At 33.4% G+C, this 21,243-nt stretch carries 24 protein-coding genes and 1 tRNA gene; 18 read left to right on the top strand and 7 right to left on the bottom strand.

Annotated elements, in window-relative coordinates; translation table 11 throughout:
• The first annotated feature begins 1 nt into the window (after position 1).
• From porV to EQG68_RS02960, 5 genes are all read left to right on the top strand, one after another.
• Positions 2–1,177 carry a type IX secretion system outer membrane channel protein PorV gene (porV, locus tag EQG68_RS02980; RefSeq protein ID WP_129463297.1) on the top strand — a complete coding sequence of 392 codons (1,176 nt, stop codon included), beginning with the start codon at positions 2–4 and terminating at the stop codon, positions 1,175–1,177.
• A 70-nt stretch (positions 1,178–1,247) separates the two neighbouring features.
• Positions 1,248–1,730 (top strand): cytidine deaminase, encoded by a 483-nt coding sequence (gene cdd, locus EQG68_RS02975; protein ID WP_129463296.1) that lies wholly within the window; start codon positions 1,248–1,250, stop codon positions 1,728–1,730.
• A gap of 173 nt (positions 1,731–1,903) precedes the next feature.
• Positions 1,904–2,902, top strand: a complete 999-nt coding sequence (pdhA, locus tag EQG68_RS02970) for a pyruvate dehydrogenase (acetyl-transferring) E1 component subunit alpha (protein ID WP_129463295.1) — start codon at positions 1,904–1,906, stop codon at positions 2,900–2,902.
• 5 nt (positions 2,903–2,907) lie between these two features.
• Positions 2,908–4,524 (top strand): pyruvate dehydrogenase complex dihydrolipoamide acetyltransferase, encoded by a 1,617-nt coding sequence (locus EQG68_RS02965; RefSeq protein ID WP_129463294.1) that lies wholly within the window; start codon positions 2,908–2,910, stop codon positions 4,522–4,524.
• A gap of 151 nt (positions 4,525–4,675) precedes the next feature.
• Positions 4,676–5,596 (top strand): fibronectin type III domain-containing protein, encoded by a 921-nt coding sequence (locus EQG68_RS02960; protein ID WP_129463293.1) that lies wholly within the window; start codon positions 4,676–4,678, stop codon positions 5,594–5,596.
• An 80-nt stretch (positions 5,597–5,676) separates the two neighbouring features.
• Here EQG68_RS02960 and EQG68_RS02955 read toward each other — a convergent pair whose 3' ends face one another.
• Complete coding sequence (locus EQG68_RS02955) at positions 5,677–6,375, bottom strand: hypothetical protein (protein ID WP_129463292.1); 699 nt, start codon at positions 6,373–6,375, stop codon at positions 5,677–5,679.
• Positions 6,376–6,408: 33 nt separating this feature from the next.
• On the bottom strand, positions 6,409–7,629 hold the full coding sequence (locus EQG68_RS02950) for a glycosyltransferase family 4 protein (RefSeq protein WP_129463291.1): 1,221 nt from the start codon (positions 7,627–7,629) through the stop codon (positions 6,409–6,411).
• A gap of 75 nt (positions 7,630–7,704) precedes the next feature.
• On the opposite strand from EQG68_RS02950, the gene miaE reads away from it, so the two are divergent.
• Complete coding sequence (gene miaE / locus EQG68_RS02945) at positions 7,705–8,286, top strand: tRNA-(ms[2]io[6]A)-hydroxylase (RefSeq protein ID WP_129463290.1); 582 nt, start codon at positions 7,705–7,707, stop codon at positions 8,284–8,286.
• A 120-nt stretch (positions 8,287–8,406) separates the two neighbouring features.
• Here the strand turns inward: miaE and EQG68_RS02940 are convergent, their stop codons facing one another.
• Positions 8,407–10,278, bottom strand: a complete 1,872-nt coding sequence (locus tag EQG68_RS02940; RefSeq protein ID WP_129463289.1) for an OmpA family protein — start codon at positions 10,276–10,278, stop codon at positions 8,407–8,409.
• A 204-nt stretch (positions 10,279–10,482) separates the two neighbouring features.
• Positions 10,483–10,557: transfer RNA gene (locus tag EQG68_RS02935), tRNA-Val, on the bottom strand.
• 772 nt (positions 10,558–11,329) lie between these two features.
• Here EQG68_RS02935 and EQG68_RS02925 point away from each other — a divergent pair.
• The 4 genes from EQG68_RS02925 to EQG68_RS02910 are packed head-to-tail and all read left to right on the top strand — an operon-like array spanning position 11,330 to position 12,925.
• Complete coding sequence (locus EQG68_RS02925; RefSeq protein ID WP_129463287.1) at positions 11,330–12,085, top strand: hypothetical protein; 756 nt, start codon at positions 11,330–11,332, stop codon at positions 12,083–12,085.
• Positions 12,086–12,118: 33 nt separating this feature from the next.
• Positions 12,119–12,511, top strand: coding sequence for a DUF5675 family protein (locus EQG68_RS02920; RefSeq protein ID WP_129463286.1), 393 nt, complete (start codon positions 12,119–12,121; stop codon positions 12,509–12,511).
• Positions 12,512–12,540: 29 nt separating this feature from the next.
• Entirely contained in the window at positions 12,541–12,762 is a 222-nt protein-coding gene (locus EQG68_RS02915) for a hypothetical protein (protein ID WP_129463285.1), read from the top strand.
• Positions 12,746–12,925 (top strand): hypothetical protein, encoded by a 180-nt coding sequence (locus EQG68_RS02910; RefSeq protein WP_129463284.1) that lies wholly within the window; start codon positions 12,746–12,748, stop codon positions 12,923–12,925. The genes EQG68_RS02915 and EQG68_RS02910 overlap by 17 nt, the downstream gene beginning before the upstream one ends.
• 70 nt (positions 12,926–12,995) lie before the next feature.
• On the opposite strand, the gene EQG68_RS02905 is transcribed toward EQG68_RS02910, so the two are convergent.
• Together EQG68_RS02905 and EQG68_RS15345 are read right to left on the bottom strand one after the other, a co-directional pair.
• Positions 12,996–13,316, bottom strand: a complete 321-nt coding sequence (locus EQG68_RS02905; RefSeq protein ID WP_129463283.1) for a hypothetical protein — start codon at positions 13,314–13,316, stop codon at positions 12,996–12,998.
• A 161-nt stretch (positions 13,317–13,477) separates the two neighbouring features.
• Entirely contained in the window at positions 13,478–13,900 is a 423-nt protein-coding gene (locus EQG68_RS15345; protein WP_129463282.1) for a DUF6943 family protein, read from the bottom strand.
• 1,799 nt (positions 13,901–15,699) lie between these two features.
• On the opposite strand from EQG68_RS15345, the gene EQG68_RS02895 reads away from it, so the two are divergent.
• From EQG68_RS02895 to EQG68_RS02870, 8 genes are all read left to right on the top strand, one after another.
• The gene (locus EQG68_RS02895) at positions 15,700–16,497 is read left to right on the top strand and encodes a type II toxin-antitoxin system antitoxin SocA domain-containing protein (protein ID WP_129463281.1); all 798 of its coding nucleotides are present in this window, start codon (positions 15,700–15,702) and stop codon (positions 16,495–16,497) included.
• Positions 16,494–16,841: a hypothetical protein gene (locus EQG68_RS02890; protein WP_129463280.1), complete on the top strand. Its 348-nt coding sequence runs from the start codon at positions 16,494–16,496 to the stop codon at positions 16,839–16,841. Before EQG68_RS02895 ends, EQG68_RS02890 begins: the two co-directional genes overlap by 4 nt.
• Positions 16,842–16,934: 93 nt before the next feature.
• Positions 16,935–17,114: a hypothetical protein gene (locus EQG68_RS02885; RefSeq protein WP_129463279.1), complete on the top strand. Its 180-nt coding sequence runs from the start codon at positions 16,935–16,937 to the stop codon at positions 17,112–17,114.
• 169 nt (positions 17,115–17,283) lie between these two features.
• Positions 17,284–17,457, top strand: coding sequence for a hypothetical protein (locus tag EQG68_RS15000; protein WP_164975377.1), 174 nt, complete (start codon positions 17,284–17,286; stop codon positions 17,455–17,457).
• 77 nt (positions 17,458–17,534) lie between these two features.
• Positions 17,535–17,699, top strand: a complete 165-nt coding sequence (locus EQG68_RS14995; protein WP_164975376.1) for a hypothetical protein — start codon at positions 17,535–17,537, stop codon at positions 17,697–17,699.
• Positions 17,700–17,753: 54 nt separating this feature from the next.
• Positions 17,754–18,254 (top strand): Pycsar system effector family protein, encoded by a 501-nt coding sequence (locus EQG68_RS02880; protein ID WP_129463278.1) that lies wholly within the window; start codon positions 17,754–17,756, stop codon positions 18,252–18,254.
• Position 18,255: 1 nt separating this feature from the next.
• The gene (locus tag EQG68_RS02875) at positions 18,256–19,266 is read left to right on the top strand and encodes an adenylate/guanylate cyclase domain-containing protein (protein WP_129463277.1); all 1,011 of its coding nucleotides are present in this window, start codon (positions 18,256–18,258) and stop codon (positions 19,264–19,266) included.
• Entirely contained in the window at positions 19,266–19,919 is a 654-nt protein-coding gene (locus tag EQG68_RS02870) for a hypothetical protein (RefSeq protein ID WP_129463276.1), read from the top strand. The genes EQG68_RS02875 and EQG68_RS02870 overlap by 1 nt, the downstream gene beginning before the upstream one ends.
• 224 nt (positions 19,920–20,143) lie before the next feature.
• On the opposite strand, the gene EQG68_RS02865 is transcribed toward EQG68_RS02870, so the two are convergent.
• Positions 20,144–21,241: a hypothetical protein gene (locus EQG68_RS02865; RefSeq protein ID WP_129463275.1), complete on the bottom strand. Its 1,098-nt coding sequence runs from the start codon at positions 21,239–21,241 to the stop codon at positions 20,144–20,146.
• Positions 21,242–21,243: the final 2 nt, after the last annotated feature.

The raw sequence follows: 21,243 nt of genomic DNA, 5'->3' as shown, positions 1-21,243 counted from the left end.
AATGAAAAAAATAACCGTATTTTTAATTTGCCTTTTAGCATTTCAAAACATTCTTGCACAAGATCAAAATAGAGTAATTACCACCGGGGTTCCATTTTTATTAATTGCTGCTGATGCTCGTGCAGCAGGTATGGCAGACATTGGTGTGGCTACTTCACCGGATGCATATTCTCAACAGTGGAATCCAGCTAAATATGCTTTTGCACTTGAAAAAGTTGGAATTGGAGTTAGTTATACCCCTTATTTGACAGATTTAGTAAATGATATTTCCTTAGGGCAGGTAAATTATTATAATCGTATCAGCGAAAAAAGTGCCTTTGGCGGAAGCTTGCGTTATTTTAGTTTAGGAGATATAGAATTGAGAGAAAATTTTGATGATGTTGCTCGTGTGGTTAGTCCAAATGAACTAGCCGTTGATGTTTCTTACGCCTTAAAATTAAGTGAGCGTTTTTCTACGTCTGTCGCTTTTCGATACATACGTTCCCAATTACGTATTCCAGATGGTGCCACCGATGGAAAACCGGCAAGTTCATTTGCTTTTGACGTAGCAGGATACTATCAATCAGAAGAAGAGGCATATGATAGCTTTAACGGAAGATGGAGACTTGGATTCAACCTTCAGAATTTAGGGCCGAAAATTAATTATGATGACGATTTAACAGAATTAAATTCAAATTTCTTACCGGCCAACATGCGTTTAGGAGGTGGTTTTGATTTTATTTTTGATGAATACAATAAGATCGGATTAAATGCAGAAGTTACTAAATTGTTAGTGCCAACCCCGCAAGATCCTGATTTAAATGGAGATGGAGAAATCACTAATGAAGAACGAGTTCAAGCGAGAGATGATTATCAACGAATTGGTTGGGTTTCAGGAATATTTCAATCTTTTGGTGATGCACCGGATGGCTTTAGCGAGGAGCTGAGAGAATTTACTTGGGCTTTAGGTGCTGAATATAATTATCAAGATTCTTTTGCTGTTCGATTAGGTTACTTTAACGAACATGAAACAAAAGGAGCGAGAAAATATTTCTCTTTTGGAGCCGGATTCAAATATACTGTCATTAAATTAGATGTTTCTTATTTGTTTTCCGCATCTAAGGTTAGAAATCCACTTGAAAACACATTGCGATTCTCCCTTACATTTAATTTTGGAGATAAATATGACGAATATTAATCAATCATACTAATTAAAAAAAAATCCAAATTTCAACAATGAAGTTTGGATTTTTTTTCCACTATATACTATGAAAAAAGTTACGATTACTACCGAATTTTCGGTTTTTGAAAACAAAGAACAATTGCCATCAGAAATAAAAGATTTGATGGAAATGGCGATTGAGGTTAGAAAAAAAGCCTATGCTCCTTATTCAAAATTTAAAGTAGGTGCAGCAATTTTACTTGATAACGGGAAAATAGTTCTAGGTTCCAATCAAGAAAATGCGGCCTATCCATCCGGACTTTGTGCAGAGCGAGTAGCCATTTTTCAGGCAGGAGCTATTTATCCCGATGCCAAAATATTAAAATTAGCCATTTCTGCTACATCGGACGAAAAACCCGTTACTTCACCAATTCCTCCTTGTGGTTCATGTCGCCAATCAATTGCAGAATATGAATTTAAGCAAAAAACACCCATCGAAATATTTTTTATGGGCGAATCGGGCGAAATTTATAAATCAGATTCGTTAACCAACTTATTGCCATTAGTATTTGATAAAAATTACTTATAAATACTAAAATCAACTATAACGTTATCGTAAATAACTTTTCATAAAGTTTGTCATTTTAAGTCGATTAAATTTTTACATCTACTTAGGATGTCTTATTTTTGCTACTCGCAAATTTGTGCACAACCAATTTGTGAAACAGACAAAACAAACATAAAAGATTCAAAATAGAACAAATGAAAAAAATCACCAAAGAAGTTTATCTGCAATGGTATGAAGACATGCAGTTTTGGAGAAAATTTGAAGACAAATTAGCTGCCGTTTACATCCAACAAAAAGTGAGAGGGTTTTTACATTTATATAACGGTCAAGAAGCTGTATTAGCCGGAGCATTACATGCAATGGACTTGTCTAAAGACAAAATGATTACAGCTTACCGTAACCACGTTCAGCCTATCGGAATGGGTGTTGATCCACGAAAAGTAATGGCCGAACTTTATGGAAAAGTAACCGGAACCTCTAAAGGTATGGGTGGTTCAATGCACATCTTTTCTAAAGAACATGGCTTTTATGGAGGTCATGGAATCGTTGGAGCTCAGATCCCGGTAGGTGCCGGAATGGCTTTTGCTGATAAATATTTCAATACCGGTGGCGTTACACTAACATATTTTGGAGATGGTGCTGCTCGTCAAGGTTCACTTCACGAAGCTTTCAATATGGCCATGTTGTGGAAACTTCCTGTTGTATTCATTTGTGAAAACAATGGATATGCTATGGGAACTTCTGTTGAAAGAACAGCTAACCATACTGACGTTTGGAAATTAGGATTAGGTTACGAAATGCCATGTGGTCCGGTTGATGGAATGAATCCCGTAAAAGTAGCCGAAGCCATGCACGAAGCCATTGAAAGAGCTCGTCGTGGAGACGGGCCTACTTTCTTAGAAATGAAAACTTATCGTTACAGAGGACACTCGATGTCTGATGCTCAATTGTATAGAAGCAAAGACGAAGTGGAAGAATACAAAAAAATTGACCCTATCACACAAGTTTTAGACATCATCAAAGAAAATAATTATGCTACTGATGCAGAAATTGAAGTGATTGATCAACGCGTAAAAGACTTGGTTGATGAATGCGAAAAATTCGCTGAAGAATCACCGTTTCCTGAAGTACAGCAATTGTATGACGTGGTGTACGAACAAGAAAATTATCCTTTTATCCCACATAAACTATAAGCACTATGGCAAAAATTATAACTATGCCACGTTTGAGTGATACAATGACGGAAGGAGTTGTAGCAACATGGCTTAAAAAAGTTGGCGATACCGTAAAAGAAGGTGATATTTTAGCCGAGATTGAAACCGACAAAGCGACTATGGAGTTTGAATCATTTGATTCAGGTACCTTGTTACACATCGGAATTCAAGAAGGTGAATCAGCTCCCGTTGATTCATTATTAGCCATCATCGGTAAAGAAGGTGAAGATATTTCAAGTTTATTTACTGGAGGAAGTGCTGCTGCATCAAATAATTCGACTTCCTCAGAAGCTCCAAAAACAGAAGAAGCTCAACCAAAGGCAACTGCTGAAATTCCAGCCGGAGTAAAAGTAGTAACCATGCCTCGTCTAAGTGATACCATGACAGACGGAACGGTAGCCACATGGTTAAAAAAAATTGGTGATTCAGTAAAAGAAGGTGATATTCTTGCCGAAATTGAAACGGATAAAGCCACAATGGAATTTGAATCATTCAATTCAGGAACGTTATTATATATCGGAGTGCAAGAAGGTCAGTCTGCACCTGTTGATAGTATTTTAGCCATCATTGGTCCTGCCGGAACGGATGTTTCCGGTATAGCTGAAAATTTCACTAAAGATGGTGAAGCTCCAAAAACAGAATCAAAAGCAGAAGATACAAAACCTGCAACCGTTGTTACAACCGAAACAATTGTAACTGAATCAAGCGGAAGAATTTTTGCTTCTCCTTTAGCAAGACAAATTGCTAAAGAAAAAGGTATCAACCTTGCCCAAGTAAAAGGTTCAGGCGAAAACGGAAGAATTGTAAAAAGTGATGTTGAAAACTTCACTCCAACAACTGTAGCTCCTCAAAAAGCGGTACAACAGGAAAGTGTTGTTCAATCGACAGCTGCTGTCCAACCATTTGTTCCGGCTGGAGAATCCTATTCGGAAGAAGTGAAAAATTCGCAAATGCGTAAAACCATAGCACGTCGCCTTTCAGAATCTAAATTTACTGCTCCTCATTATTACTTAACAATAGAAGTTGCAATGGATGAAGCAATGAAATCCAGAGCTATTATCAATACAGTTCCCGACACAAAAGTGTCGTTTAATGATATGGTGGTGAAAGCCTGTGCAATGGCCTTGAAAAAACACCCACAAGTCAATACACAATGGAAAGAGGATGTAACGGTTATCAATCACCACGTAAACATAGGTGTGGCTGTGGCTGTTGAAGATGGCTTAGTCGTTCCTGTATTGAAATTTACAGACCAAATGAGTTTAACTCAAATTGGTGCAGCGGTGAAAGATGTAGCCGGAAGAGCTAAAAACAAAAAATTACAACCTGCCGAAATGGAAGGAAGTACGTTTACCGTTTCTAACTTAGGTATGTTTGGCATAACGGAATTTACTTCGATCATCAACCAACCTAATTCTGCTATTTTATCCGTAGGTGCGATTATCGAAAAACCTGTAGTAAGAAATGGTCAAATTGTAGTTGGAAATACGATGAAAGTGACATTAGCATGTGACCACAGAACAGTGGATGGTGCAACGGGAGCTCAATTCCTTCAAACCTTACGAACATATTTAGAAAACCCAGTGACTATGTTGGCTTAGATTTAGCTTAATTATATTAAAAAGCGAGTCTTTGAACTCGCTTTTTTTGTGTTTTAATGTAATAAAAAAAAACGGTTGCAATTTCAAAGGTATATTTATAACTTGCGAAGAATTTTCTTAATCAATAATATAAATAAAAATCAATTAAAAAATGAAGACACTATGGCTTAGCCTATTACTATCTACTATTTTATTAACAACTTTTAATTCTTGTTCCTCCAGTGATGAAGGAGGGTGTGGGAAGGTATCCAATGTAAATGTCTACAGTACAAGCCCAACTCAAATTAGTTTTAACTTCCAAACCGTAAATGGCGTGAATTCTTATATCATTGAATACGGTGTGGCTGGTTTTACTAAAGGTACCGGAACTTCTTTTCCAACATCACAATCCGGTGCAACTATTGAAAACTTAACACCTTCTACTTTGTACGATATTTATATCACTAGTTTATGTGAACAAGGACAAACTAATTTTTATAAAATTTCCAATATTGCTACGGAACAAAGTCAATGCACAGGTCAAGTTAGTGCAACCTTAAACCAATGGTACAGCACTCAAAATATCGAAATCTATTTTGAATACAATGGTGGAAGTGTTCAAGGTTATGAAGTTGAATATGGTTTACAAGGCTTTATAGTCGGAAGCGGAACTAAACTCAATTTTAATACTAATAGCGGCACTATTCAAGGCATTCAAACGAATACTACGTATGACATTTATGTGAGTGCTGTTTGTTTCGAAAGTGATAAATCAGAAGCTCAAAAATACACCTACACTACTATTGGGCCATGTCCAAAACCAATTTTTTTAAATACTACCTTAATCTCAGGTAGCTGTACACAAGGAACTGCTTACAGAAACTTTAGTTGGAATTATGACTATAGCAATGCACAAAGTTTTACGATTTCTCTTGTTGGACAGGGAGGATTACCTCAAAATGGAAATCAATTTACTACCAGCAACGAATCTATTGCTTTTTCAAATATGTTTTGCTCTTGGAATCAATTTTACGTAAGAGCCAATTGTTCTGATGGCAGTACAAGTGAATGGGCAGGACCAATAAACTTTTAATTTAAGATATATTATAAGTTTTTGCTTAGTTAACGAAAAATTTAAAGCGAGTTCAATTTTGGACTCGCTTTTTTATTTAATTATTCTATTAAATTAAAATAAAAAAGTTTATCACTAAAATTTGAAAGTTTGTGATTTGGATATTGATCAATATTCAATGAATTAATTTGATTCTTATTGAAAATATTAAATGGGTAAACTTTATGGAAATATCCATTTTTAAAATTGATTTTTCTTTTTTCCAATTCAATATCTTCTTCTGTTATAGTGGATGATATTGACAACCCAAATAAGGATTTTTTATACTTTCGCTCACTTTCAAAATCAAAATCTTCATTAAGTCTTAAACCATAACCATAATCAAAAAAAGACATTTGATTTAGCTCTTTAATAAATTGTAGTGTTTTTTCTGAATGTAAAAATTGTTGATTTAATGCCATCGTAATATTGATATATGATTCTTTTTTATTATTAGAATTTAAAATATCATTAGAAAAACTAAACATTGAACAACTTGAGCCAAAATATACAGTTAAATAAAAAGTTTTATCACTAGGAAATTTAGAATAACCTTGTTTAAATTTTTTTAAGTCAAACCATTCTTTTTTTCCATAATTTAAATCAATATTAATTGGCAGCATTTTATAATTAGATTCTAAAAACTCTAAAATTAAATTAATACTATCGTGAGTATGAAACTTTTTTGCAGTCTCTAAATCTACTACTTTAAATAATTTCAAGATTTCGTATTCCTTTTTTGGTTTTTTAAAAAAAATCATAAATTATATTTTATTAACTAATAGATTTAAAAACTAAACTTTATTCTTCTCCTCAATCCACTTCGCCATATATTTTGTACTCTGTAAAAAATGATGCATCAACATAGAGCCAATAAAATTACGCTCACGATAGTTTTCTAAATTTTCAAACTTATCTTTTATCATTTCCAAGAATGAATCTTCAAATATATTTTTCGAAAATCGATTTTTTATAATTTCGAAACCATTTTGTTGAGCTTGCTCCCAAATGGTTTTGTTTTGGTATAATTCTATCGCTTTTTCAGCAAAATCATCCGGTGAATCGGAAATATAACCATTCCACAAAAAATCACCATTCATGGCTTCCGCACCAATTGTTGAAGTTACACTAGGAGTGCCAAACTGCATTGCTTCTAATAATTTCCCTTTAATTCCGGCACCAAAACGAATGGGTGCTAATAGAACTCTCGCTTTAGAAATCACTTCGAACGAACTTTCGGCTCTTCCATAAACATAAAAATTTAGCTTAGGCTGATGTAATGAATTAATTTTTTGTGTCGGATAAGCTCCATAAACATTCATCTTTGCTTCAGGAAATTTCTCAAATAGTAAAGGCCAAATCACTTCTTTCAAATAAACAACGGCATCGTGATTAGGAGCATGTAGAAAATTTCCAATGAACACAAAATCAGTTCGTTCTTCAAAACGTGGTAAATTCAATGAGGTGTTTTCTACCCAAATCGGTAAATAAAACAATAAAAAAGAGGGCACTTTAAAATGCGTTTGCAACAATTCCATTTCAAATTCCGAAACCATCAACGTCACATCACAACGAAAAATACTGGCAATTTCTCGCATCGCTAAATCATTGTTCAACTCAAACGGTTTATTTTTTAAAATAGCTAATCGTCTGGCTTCTCGTAAACAATGTAAATCTTCCGTATCAAGTATTCTAATAGCATTCGGACAATGTTCTTTCACTCGCCATCCAAATTGCTCTTCCGTCATAAACCGATCAAACAAAACTAAATCGGGTTGTAAATTCATGACAAAATCATCAAACGAACTACAATTTAATGTAATAAATTTTCGGTCAACACCTTCCAAATCTTCTGAAAATTCAGATTTGGCAGCTGTACTGGCAAAAGTAATTTCTGCTCCGTTTTCTTTAAAAAACGAAATCAATTGCATCATCCTACTGCCAGCTGCCGATGATTTCGGTTCAGGCCAAACAAAACCAATAATTAAAATCCGTTTATTTTCAAATGCATTCATCCGACTAAAATAGCAATAAATGAGTCAATTCTTTTCAAATAAAAAACATTATTTTTGTATCAAATCAGTTGAATCATGTTAGGATTAAAACTTAAAACCGACCCGCGTTGGGCCAATATCGCCGAATCAAACCTCGAAGAAATTTTATCCGACCACTGCTGGTGCGAACAAAAAGCGGCGGCCAACGCACTTTATATCATCACCAACAATTCTGAAAATGTTGAATTAGTGACCGAAATGGCTAAAATTGCCATCGAAGAAATGGAACATTTTCAAATGGTGCATAACATCATTCAAGAACGCGGTTACGAATTTGCCCGCGAAGTAAAAGACGATTATGTGAACCAACTCGTAAAATTCAGTAAAAAAGGAGGCTCTCGAAACGATGCCCTAATCGAACGATTGCTTTTTGCTGCCATGATTGAAGCCCGCAGTTGCGAACGTTTCAAAGTACTTTCCGAAAATATTAAAGACCAAGAATTAGCCAAGTTTTATCGTGAACTCATGATTAGCGAAGCCAACCATTATACCACTTTTTTAAAATTTGCCCGCAAATATTCTGAAAAAGTAGATGTGGATAAACGTTGGCAGGAATGGCTCGAATTTGAAGGCGAACTCATTTCTAATTACGGCAAAAAAGAAACAGTTCACGGATAATTTTATAATTTGGGCGTGACCACAAGGGTCGGGCTATCCGCTACAAGTCCTCGTTCGTCGTGCCTCCTCTCTGTGGGCTTTCCGCTGCTATCCCTCACGCAAAAAGTGCTAGAAAAAAGTTTACTTTTTCACAATTAAAAACTCCGAACGACGGTTTTGAGCATCTTGTTCGTCGGTACAATTTTCTTTACAATCAATTTTTGGTTCCGTAAAACCTAAGCCTTTACCGGAAAGTCGTTCTTTTGCAATTCCTTTTGAAATTAAATATTGAACCGTGGATTGAGCTCGTTGATTGGATAAATTCAAATTATAAGCCGAAGTTCCTTTTGAATCCGTGTGCGATTTAACCAAAATTTCCATGGTTGGATAATCCTTCATCACTTTTACCAATTTATCCAATTCAGTTGCACCTTGTTCAGTGATGTTACTTTTATTAAACTCAAAATAAATGTTTTTTAAGATAACTTCCGTTTCGGTTACAATCACTTCAATCGGATCCAATTCAATCACAACTGAAGTTCTGCCGGATTTTACTTTTTCAACCGTTGAAGAAGCAGGATCATAATCCGGATTTGTTACTTGAAAAATGTACGAAGTATTGCAATTAATGTCATACATCACTTCACCACTAGAATTAGTTTGGGTAGTAGCAATCACGTTTCTTTTTTCATCTAAAATTGAAACCGTTGCATTGGCAAGCACTTTTCCGGTTTTTTTGTCTTTTACTGAAGCAACCGCTTCTGCCGAACAAACCGGGATGGCTTGAAAAATGTTATCCATACCATCTCTGTTAGAAGAAAAGAAGCCTATATTTTTGTTAGTATTAAAACTAAATGAAAAATCGTCTTTTTCAGTATTCACCGGTTTTCCGATGTTTATGGTTTCGGTTGGATTGTTTAAATCAATTTTAAATACATCTAATCCACCAAAACCTTGTCTGCCACTTGAAGCGAAATATAGAATATTGTCATCGGTAATATAGGGAAAGCCTTCTTTTCCGGCTGTGTTTACAGAACTCCCTAAGTTTTCCGGCTTTCCATAAGTAGAACCATTTACTGAAACTTTCCAAATGTCTGTATCACCCAATCCTCCGGGCATATTAGAGGCAAAATACAATGTTTTACCGTCTTTACTCAAGCTGGGATGGCTAACGGAATAATTTTTACTATTGAAAGGCAATGCTTGAATGGAAGTCCATTTTCCATTGACTTTAGTGGCTTTATATAAACCTTGCTCGCCGATTTGAATTTTATTCTTTTTGTCCTTTTCATAAACTCCTTCGCTGTGACCGTCTCTTGCAAAAAACATTGTATTTCCGTCAACAGAAACAGTAACCGGACCATCATGATAAGGTGTGTTTAATTCATTTACTTTCTGTGGTTCAGTAAGTGTTCCGTTTAGATTTAGTGTTGAAGAAAAAATATCCAAATACGGTTGATTGTTCCACTTGTCTGTTTTGTTTGAAGTGTTCCGTGTGCTGGCAAAATACAACGTATTATCATTCGTTAAAATAGCTCCAAAATCACTTTGGTCTTTACTGTTGATTGTTGTTTCTTTTACATCAAACAACTTGGTTTTATCAGCTAAACTAGGAATATAATTCGGATTGGCTTTATGGTCTTTTGCTCGTTGATCATTGGGCATTAGCGAAGCAAACTTATCCATTTGTACATTGGCTTCTTGGTATTTTCCTTGTGATTTTAAAGTTTGTGCATAGCGATAAAAAGTTTCGCCATCCGAACTTTTTACCACTGCTTTTGCATACCATTTTGCCGCTTCTGCGGTGTTGTATACATTATAATAGCTGTCGGCCAATTGTTTGTAAACATATTTGTCGGCTTTTTTAGATTCAGCGATCTTTAAGTATTCTTCAATTGCTGCTACATACTGATAAGTTTCAAATAGTTTATCGGCCTTTTCCGTTTGTTTATTTTGAGCTAAAAAAGTGGTTGAAGTTAAAAAAAGGACAATATTTAAAAGTATATTTTTCATTAGATTTTTTTCCTTTAGATAATATGTTGAATCAAACTGAAATTTTAAAAGTCTCAATAGGATTGATTAGATTTCAAATATATCAAAAAAATAAGTATTCAAAGGAGAATTAGAGAAAGTAAAACAATTATCTCGCAAAATTAGAATTGAATCTAGAAAATCTAGCTAATAGGAATAGGTTTACTAGAATTCTAGTAAAAAAAGTGGGTCATATTGGATTCGAACCAATGACTTCCACGTTGTCGACGTGACACTCTGAACCAACTGAGTTAATGACCCTTTAGAAATAAAAAACTCCCTAATTACTTAAGGAGTTTTTGGTGGGCGATGAGGGTTCAAAACCTAATTCCCAACTCCTTGATATATAATGAAATATAATCTTTAAAAACTACTTGGTCTCGATAATGCTCCTTTTTTTTGGGATGCAATTATTCCTAAATCTTAATAGTGTAAAGTTAATAAATAATGAGGTATTTAGCAAATTAATCTAAACCAAAAAATGAACTAGTTGTAATTAAATTCGAGAGTTTTTTAAGAATAATTATTCTATTTTATCATTTTAAAATACTACCCAAAAATGAGTGGTTCTACTTGTTCAATTTTCAAACCTGTGTATTGACAGAACTCTTCAATTGTTACGAATTCATTATCAAGTTTGTTGTTACTTTTCCTAATTGCTTTTAATATTCTGGTGCTTTGTCTGTAACTCTTGCCTGTGATTCGTTCAATGTCTTTTGGATAGATACATATTCTTTTCGTGATCGCTTTCATACTTTATCCATGCCTTTGAATAGGCTTTGACTACCTTCTGACTAGCAGAAAATCTTCTGCAATTTAACTATAATTTTTTAAACTGATAAAGGGTGTTTTTATGTTCATTTTGGACACTTGTGTCTATTTTGGACATATGGTACACTGCTTGTTTTTTCTTTAGCAAAATGCGTTGTAATCTTTGTGATTATCATTTGAAACTGTTGCAACAAAATTTAGAATGATGGAGTCGTAAGCGGTTTGTTAAGGCAAACCAAATGTTTAACAAAATTTTGAAGTTATGGCTAGGCAGAAGGGCATAATTAAGTTGAAAGGTACTATCGGGGATATTACCTTTTATAAAACTCAAGATGGTCATTTAGCAAGAGAAAAAGGCGGAATTGAAGCTAGTAGAATTGCGAGTGACCCGGCGTTTCAAAGAACGCGTGAGAACGGTGCTGAGTTTGGAAGGGCAGGGAAGGCCGGTAAGATTTTGAGAACTTCTTTGAGAGCTTTGCTATTGAACTCTGCTGATGGAAGAATGGTGAGTCGGTTGACCCAACGCATGGTGAGAGTGATTCAAGCGGATGCTACCAATGAAAGAGGATTACGAAATGTGATTGATGGTGAAGCGGAATTATTGGCCGGATTCGAGTTTAACATTCGTGGTAAACTAGGGACTAGTCTGTATGCACCCTTTACTAGTGCTATTGATCGTGTTTCAGGTGAAATATCAGTTGATATTCCTCCATTTGTTCCTGCGAATATGATTGCAGCACCTTCCGGAACTACTCATTTTAAAATCATTTCTGCAGGAGCTGAAGTTGATTTTGAGGAAGAGACATTTGTAGTTCAAAACTCTGAAACAGCTATTTTACCATGGAATGCTGTTCCAACAGTTGCTATTAATCAGGTAAATACTGTTACACCTAACAGTACTAAACCTTTGTTTTTAGCACTTGGATTAGAGTTTTATCAGGAAGTGAATGGGCAAATGTATTCGTTGAAAAACGGAGCGTTTAACCCTCTTTCATTGGTACAAGTAAGCGGCTTGTAATCTTAAGTTAGAAATTTGAAATCAAAATTTAATATGGTTTTATTTTTAACTAGAACTTATTTCCCTGATGGAACAAATGGTAAACTCGAATGCGAAGGCAAATTGATTTCTTACACTATTGAATTGCCGTGGAGAAAAAACGAAACGAAGGTTTCCTGTATTCCGGAGGGGAAATATTTTATTAGAAAGCGATACAGTGCCAAATATAAATGGCATTTGGAAGTGATGAATGTACCGAATAGAAAGTTTATTCTTTTTCATCCTGCTAACAATGCCCAAAAAGAGTTGAAAGGCTGTATTGCACCTGTTACTAAACTTTCCGGACCGGGTTTTGGATTGATGTCTCGAATCGCTTTTGTAAAGCTTAGAGATTTAGTTTACAAGGCTTTGGATAATAGTGAAAGTGTCGAATTAATTGTTCAATAGAACCTGAAAAGGGCAAAAAAGATTGGATTATGAATAAAATTGTAGAGCGAGCGAAAGCTCCCACACCAAAGTTTTTTAAAGTGCTTCGAACTATTGGATTGGCATTGGCCACAGTTGGTACAGCAGTTGTGACTGCTCCGGTTGCTTTACCGGTAATCATCACCACAGTCGGAGGTTATGTGGCTGTTGCGGGTGGGGTTATCTCGGCTGTAAGTCAGTTGACTGTTGAGAACAATGAGCAGCCACACTAATTCAACGATAGTTGGCACTGCCGGAGGTACTTTTTTGAGTATTGTGCCTAATTTGAACTCAGAAGATTTGATAAAAACAGTTGTTTTAGCTGCTGTTGGAGCTGTAGTGAGTTTTTCAATTTCTGTAATGCTTAAATACCTCTGTAAGAAGCACAAAAAATAAGTTTAAGTCAAGTTGTGGTGATCTTTGAGTTAAACAAAATGAAAGCCCAAACCGAAAGGAATGGGCTTTTTTATTCTACAGTAACTTTAATAGAGAAATCAAGTGTTTTGTTGTGGCAAGAAGGGCAAAAATTACCCGTAGGATATATGGTAAAATTGCCATATGTGAATTTGACAAGATATTCCGGATGTTCAGATTGAAGCTCTGCGTCTGTGTAAATTTTGTAAACCATTGGGTCAAACATTTTGTAGTTGATGGTTTCCATCTTCCCGGTTTTGGTATTAATCGCAGGACCTAAACAAGCATTTTGAAATTTAAGGCGACCTCCTCCAAATTTAAATCTTTTGGAGTAGCTGCAAGCGTTGCAAGTTCCTATCATTTCATGTTCCATATTTTCTTATTTGAGTAATTTCAATACTTACTTGATTTCAAAAATACCTTTTAAAATTAAAATTGATGGATTTTTTGAGTATAGAATATTAACAAAATTTACGGTTATCAACAAAATAAAACAGCCTAGTCTCTCGATTAGGCTGTTTTTTTGGGTGAAATTTACCTTTTACAGTACCGATATAAAATAACCTTTCTGAGGTCATTTATGAGGTTGATGTTTTTATGAAATTGGTCCTCTTTTTGCTCCAACAATTTGAGGGTTGCGACGTCTTTTTTGTGTTGTTCAAAATCTTGCATCATTTCATTAGATTTTAACATCAGATTTTTAGAAAAATCATGGATTCGGATATAAGGTATAACGGAACCAATTAAAAAATGATGCCAAAATTTTATCCTCCAAAGTGATGAAATAATGGCTTTCATGTGTTCGCAATCTTCTGAGCAGTACAAAAGAATTACAAAACAGTTCGGGCATGGTTCATTGAGTGGTTTCCCTGTATTCATTCCCTTGTTGAGAATGAAAAAATGAGGGTTTGAGTAGGTTTCCCCAGTTCGGTGGTGTTTTAATTTAAAATTTATCATAACGTGGCGTTTAAAGAATTACTGACAAGACACACTTTTCCATTAAAATTTTTTGAAAAGAAAAAAAAGAAAAAAAAGAAAGCACTCTCTTTAAGTGGAGGGTTTCAAAAAAGCAAGTTTTTTTTAAAAATACTACCACCCCATAACGTCTTATGAAAAATATTGTTAGGTAAAAAGTGATTCGGAGATGGATGGGTGGTGGAGATTTTTTAAAAAACCCGCAGGGCTTGAACTTGCTTTTTTGATAACCCGGAACTTAACTTTGCTATCTTTTTTTTTATTTTATTTTTTTTGATTCGGAGTGGAAAGTTTCACGTTTCTTTATTGGAACGCGGATTGAACGGATTAGCTAAAGCTAAACGCGGATTTTCACTGATTTTGATAGCTTCGCTATTGTTTGATTTTCACGGATTTATTTCTGCTATCATTTTTTATCTAACACCGCTTTGTATAAAATAGATTTTGTTTCGAAGGACGGTTTACTCTCGTTCGTAGTTGGGGTCGTCTTGCAAGGGTTTCCAATTTTGGTTCTGGATGAAATAACCAAAAAAAACAATAACCACGCTTTTCATCCAGAACCAAAATTTGAAACTCTTGATGCCCGTTTTGATTTTTGAGGGTGCCGGTAAGTGAATTGAAATAGAGTGTTAGTTGGTTTTGATTAGGAGATGGATAGCACCTTCAAAAAACAATGCAAATACTTCCGATTTTATAAGATGTTAGGGAATATTTCTATCGAAGACCGGTTTGCTATCGTTCGGAGTTGGGGACGTCTTGTAAGTGTTTCAAATTTTGGGGGCGGATGAAAAAACCAAAAAACAATGTAAACGCTTTTTATCCGAACACGAAATTTGAAACTCTTACTGGCACATAGTCTTGATTTTTGATGGTGCCTGAAAGTGAATTGAAAAGATGAGTTAGGCAAAACTTTATCAGGAGATGGATGGCACCTTCAAAAAACAATGCAAATACTACCGCTTTTTTTAAGTATTTAGGTAGAATTTGATACGGAGATTGAGCAAGTGTATAGTTTTGATTTGCTTGGCAGTTTCTTTTCTGATTGCTTTTAAGGCTTACTGATGCCTGGAAGGAGTTTAAAAGTTGATAGTTTTAAGGTTTAATGTTGTTAAAAGCATTATGGCATCTGCAAGACTAAAAGCAATTACTACTACTCTCTTGAGCAAATCAAAACTATACTCTTGCGGATGATTTTATATTTTGAGGTTGCATGGTTTTGAAAGTTGGCAGTCACAGTCTCAGTTGGCAGAGCTTTTCTCATGAAAATTTATGCAACTTCAAAATATAATGCAAATACTTCCGATTTAAGCGGTTCGTTGATAAAAACAATAGGTAAAACGTGATTCGAAGAAAGGCTTTTAAGCAAAGGACAAAACTTCTTATGAAAACACAAAGTAAGACCCGCGAAGCCACGTGTTTTTGGTAGCTTGGGTGATGCGAGGAAAGCTACCAAAAATGTGTGGCTGGAGCGGGGCTTTCGAGCGTTGGCCGTGCGGCTTTTTTACATAATGTTATTATAGGGCAATTACTACTCTTGTTTCGAAGGAAAAAACTTCTTTATTGCCCTATAATGCCACATTATGTAACTAAGCTTTGGGAAAAGTTTTTGTTGCCTTGCACATTTTCCATTCGGAGTGATACATTTCTGGCATACAAAAACTTTTTAGAGCGTTGGGAAGGAGTGGCAACTGGAAACAAATAACTGTTTTATTTTCTAACATTAATTTGTTTTGATTTAAAACATTTTATATATTTGCATAACTAATCTATATTTCAAAATTATGCTATTTCAAATTTCACAAGATCAAATTGGCCATCGTATTTCTGAATTGAGAAAGAGAAAGCAATTTTCTCAAGAAGATTTGGCAAAAATGGTTGGTATATCTAGACCTTCTTTGACTCAAATAGAATTAGGAAAAAGAAGTTTGAATATAATGGAATTGCAAAAATTTGGGCAAGTATTGGGTTTTTCTCTTGATGATTTTATGTCTGAAAAATTTTCATTGGATACTTTAGATTACTATGAGGAGAAAAAACAAGACAATGTTACAGAAAGAATTTCAGTACCCTCTTTAAAGGTAAGTAAGATGAAAAATATTTTGCTTTACATCTTGGAACATTGTGCCGGAAAACCAAATGTAGGAGAAACTGTTTTATATAAGCTTTTGTATTTTTCAGATTTTAATTATTATGAATTGTATGAAGAACAATTGACAGGAGCCACTTATCGTAAATTGCCTTTTGGACCAGTTCCTCAAAATTTGGATATTATTATTCATGATATGATTGAGAGCGAAACTATTCAGCGATTAAAAACGGAGTATCATGGTTATCCACAAACTCGATATATACCGCTTGTAAAAGCTGACTTAACAGAATTAAAGGCTAGTGAGAAAGAAGTTATCGATAGAGTGATTGAGCAAATGAGTGATTGGTCTGCTTCCGCAGTAAGTAATTATTCTCATAAGGATATTCCTTGGATGGTTTCTAAAGATGGTGAAGAAATTGATTACGAATTGGCTTTTTATCGTGAACCTCCGTTCTCCGTTAGAAACTATGAAGAAGATAATGGGTTATGATTGAATTTGAAGAAATAACTCCTTTCAAGAAAGATTTTAAGACACTTTTAAAGAAGTATAAAACTTTAGTTGATGACATTGAGCTTGTAAAGAAAGTGTTAGAAGTTCTACCTGAGGATAGACCACCATTTAGTTATAGAATTGATAATTTAGGTATTGAGAGTTGTGTCATAAAAGTTAAGAAAATTGCTTGTAAATCGCTTAAAGGAAAAGGAGTTAATTCAGGTTTGCGATTGGTTTATGCTTATTTTAAAGAAGAAGAATGCATCGTTTTTGTAGAAATTTATCATAAGAATGAAAAAGAAAATGAAGATAGAGATCGGATTTTAGAGTATTTTAAATAATAAATTATGAAGATAAAATTAAATGAAGGACATGCTGGTATAATTATTCTTCTAAATGGTGAAGTATTTAATTATGGTGTAAAAAGATATATTATGAAGACTAATACATTGGTTTATTATACTGGGAAAGCTCTTCGTGAATTATTTATATACAGCACATCTGAAGAAGAGAAGTTATCTGTCAGCAATGTATTGGAACTTTCTGAAAAAGAGTTGGAAGAACTGGGCTATATTGGAAAAGTAAAAATGTCAGATATAGCATCTTACACATAAAAAAACCGAAGCTATGGAATAGTGCTTCGGTCAGAGTAATTTAATTGATTGGACCCTTTTAAATTATTCTGCAAAAGTAATAGAATTCTATTTATTACCTAATTATTCCTTGGGTTTTTAATCAAACGCCTCAGTTTTAAATTGTTTGATTGTATTAAATCTGATAGCCATGGCAAAAAATGGTACACCCGGAGATGGGCATCGTAATGGTGCAGTAAAAGGAAGAAGTCAGACTTATAATCCTAAAACTGAACAGTATGTTAAGCGTGACGCTAGTACTGGTCGTTTTATGGATGTTAAGCAAGATGGAACGCCTTTTAAAGGAGTAAGAAAAGAGAAGTGATTTTCTTTTTAGAGTAGTTAGGTGTGCTTTACCCAATAGGGTAAATGCACTTTTGTTTCACCAAAAATAGAATTCTTATGAGTACAATTACCAAAAGATTTCAACACAACCCAAAAGCAACTATTTGCCTTAAAAATAACTGTGTTACAGTTTATGATGAAGTAGCAGAATTAGTCAATGGAATAGCTGTAGTGGCTTCTCTAATTGTTGCTTTTTCTTTGGTTGCTAAAGCGTTGAAATAAATTATTATTTTTTAGACGAGCTTTTAAGGCTCGTCTAATTTTAAATTAAATAGAATGAATAAATCAGAAAAAGAACGTTTACTTTTTAATATCGGGAGATTTGACCATTATTATGATAGTATCAATAATAAAATTGCAGTTTATATTGCTGTAAATACTTTTTTACTTGGAGGAATAACTGGAACCTATTTTGCCATAAGTTCAAAACTCACTATTTGTAAATCTAGTATTGAGTTTTTGATTATACTATTGACTTTAGTAGGGTTATTGACAATAGCTTTGCTAATTTATGCTAGTATTCCATTTTTAGGATTTAAATCTTCGTCTTTGTATTATTTTGGAACTATATCAAAAAATACTTTTGATGAATATAAAGAAAAAAGCAAAAAATGTGATGAAAAAGAAGACTTGAATGATTTAAGAGAACAAGTCTATTACTTATCAAAAGGATTGAGTAAAAAATTTACAATTTTAAGTATAACTGGACAATCAATGCTTTTTCAAGTTATAATGTTAATTATTGTATCACTATTAATTTTTAAAAACAATATTTAAAATGAATATATATTTAGATTATTTTAATGTAATCAAAGAAGCAGTACAGGCAGACCAAAGAAGTTCTTTATCAAAAGGATTATCAGGAGCTAGACCATTAAATGAAAGCTATAAAGCAACTTTTTCATCAATTAAAAATAAAATATCAGATAAAGAGCTTGCACCCAGCATGCGTAAATATTCTGAGATTTCTGGCTTATCCAGACCTAATTATAATCAAACATTAGGATTGCATCCTGACTTTGGCCATTTAAAGGCTACTAACACCACAGAAGAACATTATATTATTTCATGCTTCGTTGATATTGTGGGTAGTACTAATTTATTTAAAAAATTTAGTAAAGAAACTGTGTTCTTAATTACTAATACACTTGTAAAAGCAAATATACATACTGCTTTAATTCATGGTGGTTATATTCAACGCATTCAAGGAGATGGCTTATTTGTTTATTTTGGAGGTAAAAATATATCAAAAGAAAAAGCTGTTAAGGATGCTTTATTATCTCTAAGTACCTATAGTTATTTTGTGCAAAATGATTTGAAAGATTATTTATTATCTCAAGGCGTTGAGAATATTTCCATAAGAAGTGGTATTGATATTGGAGAGGCAGAAGATGTTTTATGGGGTTCTTGTGGAATAGAAAATATTAGTGAGGTTACTACTTGCAGCTTACATACTAGTTTAGCTAGTAAAATGCAGTCTTATGCTAGTAGGTTCGGAATTGTTGCAGGTGACCATATAAAAGATTTATTGCCGAAAAGTGAAGAATATTTTAGCGTTGTTTCTAAAAGAACCGGAAATGAAAACGACCGTTATATTTTCAAAAATCCTGAAGAAGGTTTTTATTATACCCAACATGATTTTAATTGGGAAAAGTTTTTAAAAGAGCAACCTCACGTTACATTAGATCAAAATGGAAAATTAAATTTTAGACTTCCCGTATCAAATACTATATTAAATCCTCTGCATTTACAACCTATCGCGGAATTGAGTAAACCCTATTTCAATTAATGAATAGAAAGTTAAGTAAAGATATTGAAGCATTCTTGGATATGTATCCAATTTTCTTTTTAGTTGAGGAAACAGAAGTTAAACTTACTTTGGATGGTAAAATTGATATTATAGATGTTGATGGAAATTATTGGGATAGTTATGATATAAGGATTAAGGTTCCTGTCACTAAATATCCCAATATTATTCCTGAGGTTTATGAAATTTCCAAGAAGATTAAACGAGAAAATGATTGGCATATAGCTAATGATGGTGCTTGTTGTTTGGATATTACTCACCAACTACTACTATTAAAAAATAAAGGAATTGATTTGATTTCTTTTTATCAAAACAAGATTTATCCGTTTTTTGCTAATCATCAATATAAGCTACAAACAGGGAATTATGCAAATGGTGATTATCCTCATGAATTTGATGGAGTTAAGTATTATTATGCTAAAGAATTTAATCTTATAGATTCAGAATTAATTATCAAAATATTAAAACAAATTACAACAAATAAGTTGCCAAAAAAAGAAGCCATGTGTATATGTGGAAAATTTAAATTTAAACATTGTCATCTATCAACTGTTACCAAATTAATCCAATTTGGACAACACCAATTAAAGATGGATTTAGCACTTTTTATACTTGATTCTAATGAAAAAAAATGATTTTTTTTAAAAAGTAGGTCACAGGTTCGATTCCCAATTGGTCTTCAATCCTTTATTTATAAGGAAAGTTTTTGACACACAAAAAAACTACGTGTCAAAAAAAGTTAAAAAAAGGTTTTTTTAAAAAGGGAAAGTATAGGTGTATCATTTTTGGTGGCTACTAAAATTGCCACACTATTTGCCAGGATTGCTATGATACTTTCTATGTTCATTTCTCAAAAGTATTAAAAAAATGTAATCAATTTTAATTTATTTTCTTTAGGCATATAATGCAGTGTAGCCTGACATTTCACTTTTTCTTGAGAATATTGAACTTCTAATTCAATGATTACATTAAATTTGATGACATTGAATTCTTTTAATTCTGACATTTCATAGATGTAGTTATCCTTGATTTTTTCTTTTATTAATTTTTCAAAATCTATAATAGAATACTTTTCTAATTGAGCTTTTTTTAGTTTGCCTCCTTTTTCGTTTAAAAGATAGTTAAACTTTGGCTCATCGATTTCTATATTGAGTCTTTCTAAATCTTTTACAATAGGTGTAATAGAGTTTAAAGCAATTCGGGTATCTAAACTGTAACCCTTTAAATCCTCTCTTTCAATTTTATAGGATAAAAACAAATCATAGTATAGACTTGGAATACTTCTGATTGAAAAGTTATACTTTTCAAATGGTAAACCTTGTGTGTTTTGATCAATTTCCCAATCTTCATCTTCATAAGGAAGGATTATTTCATTATTGTTTACTATGGCTACTTTGCATAGTATAAAAGACATTATTGTTTTTAATTTTGTTTGTGTCGTTGTATCAATAAATCCTACATAAGGCTCATAGTTACTCAGGTGATTATGAAAATTAGTAAATAAGGTATTTGAAAGATTATTGATATAAATAATGAAGCAATCTCGTATGTTCAAAAAATCTGTATCTTTTTCAGATATCAACTCTTCAAAAAACACCTCCCTCCAAAAATAAAAGTTTTGCTCAATTATTAAATCACCGGATAAGATACTGTGCTTTGTTTTTTTATTAAAAATCGGAATTACTTTATCAAAAACTTCATAACCATACCAAGCTGATTTTATTTTAGAACTGTCAAAAATAAGTGCAATTTCTTTCTTGTTGATATTTGGTGTCAATACATTCCTTAAATCTTTGTACTCTATTTTCTTTTTTGAATGCAAATTTTCCTCGAAATGATTAAAAGCTAGCTGAATTGCCTCATACATCTGTTTATCTGTAAGTTTGAAATTTTCTTTCATTACTTCCAAATAAAAATTTTCTCTTGATTCTAGCGTAAAAATAATTTTGTTTGACATGC

It is taken from the genome of Flavobacterium piscinae, assembly GCF_004122145.1.
In the GTDB taxonomy this organism is placed as follows: Bacteria; Bacteroidota; Bacteroidia; order Flavobacteriales; family Flavobacteriaceae; genus Flavobacterium; species Flavobacterium piscinae.
This window is presented reverse-complemented; position numbering and strand designations above follow the sequence as displayed.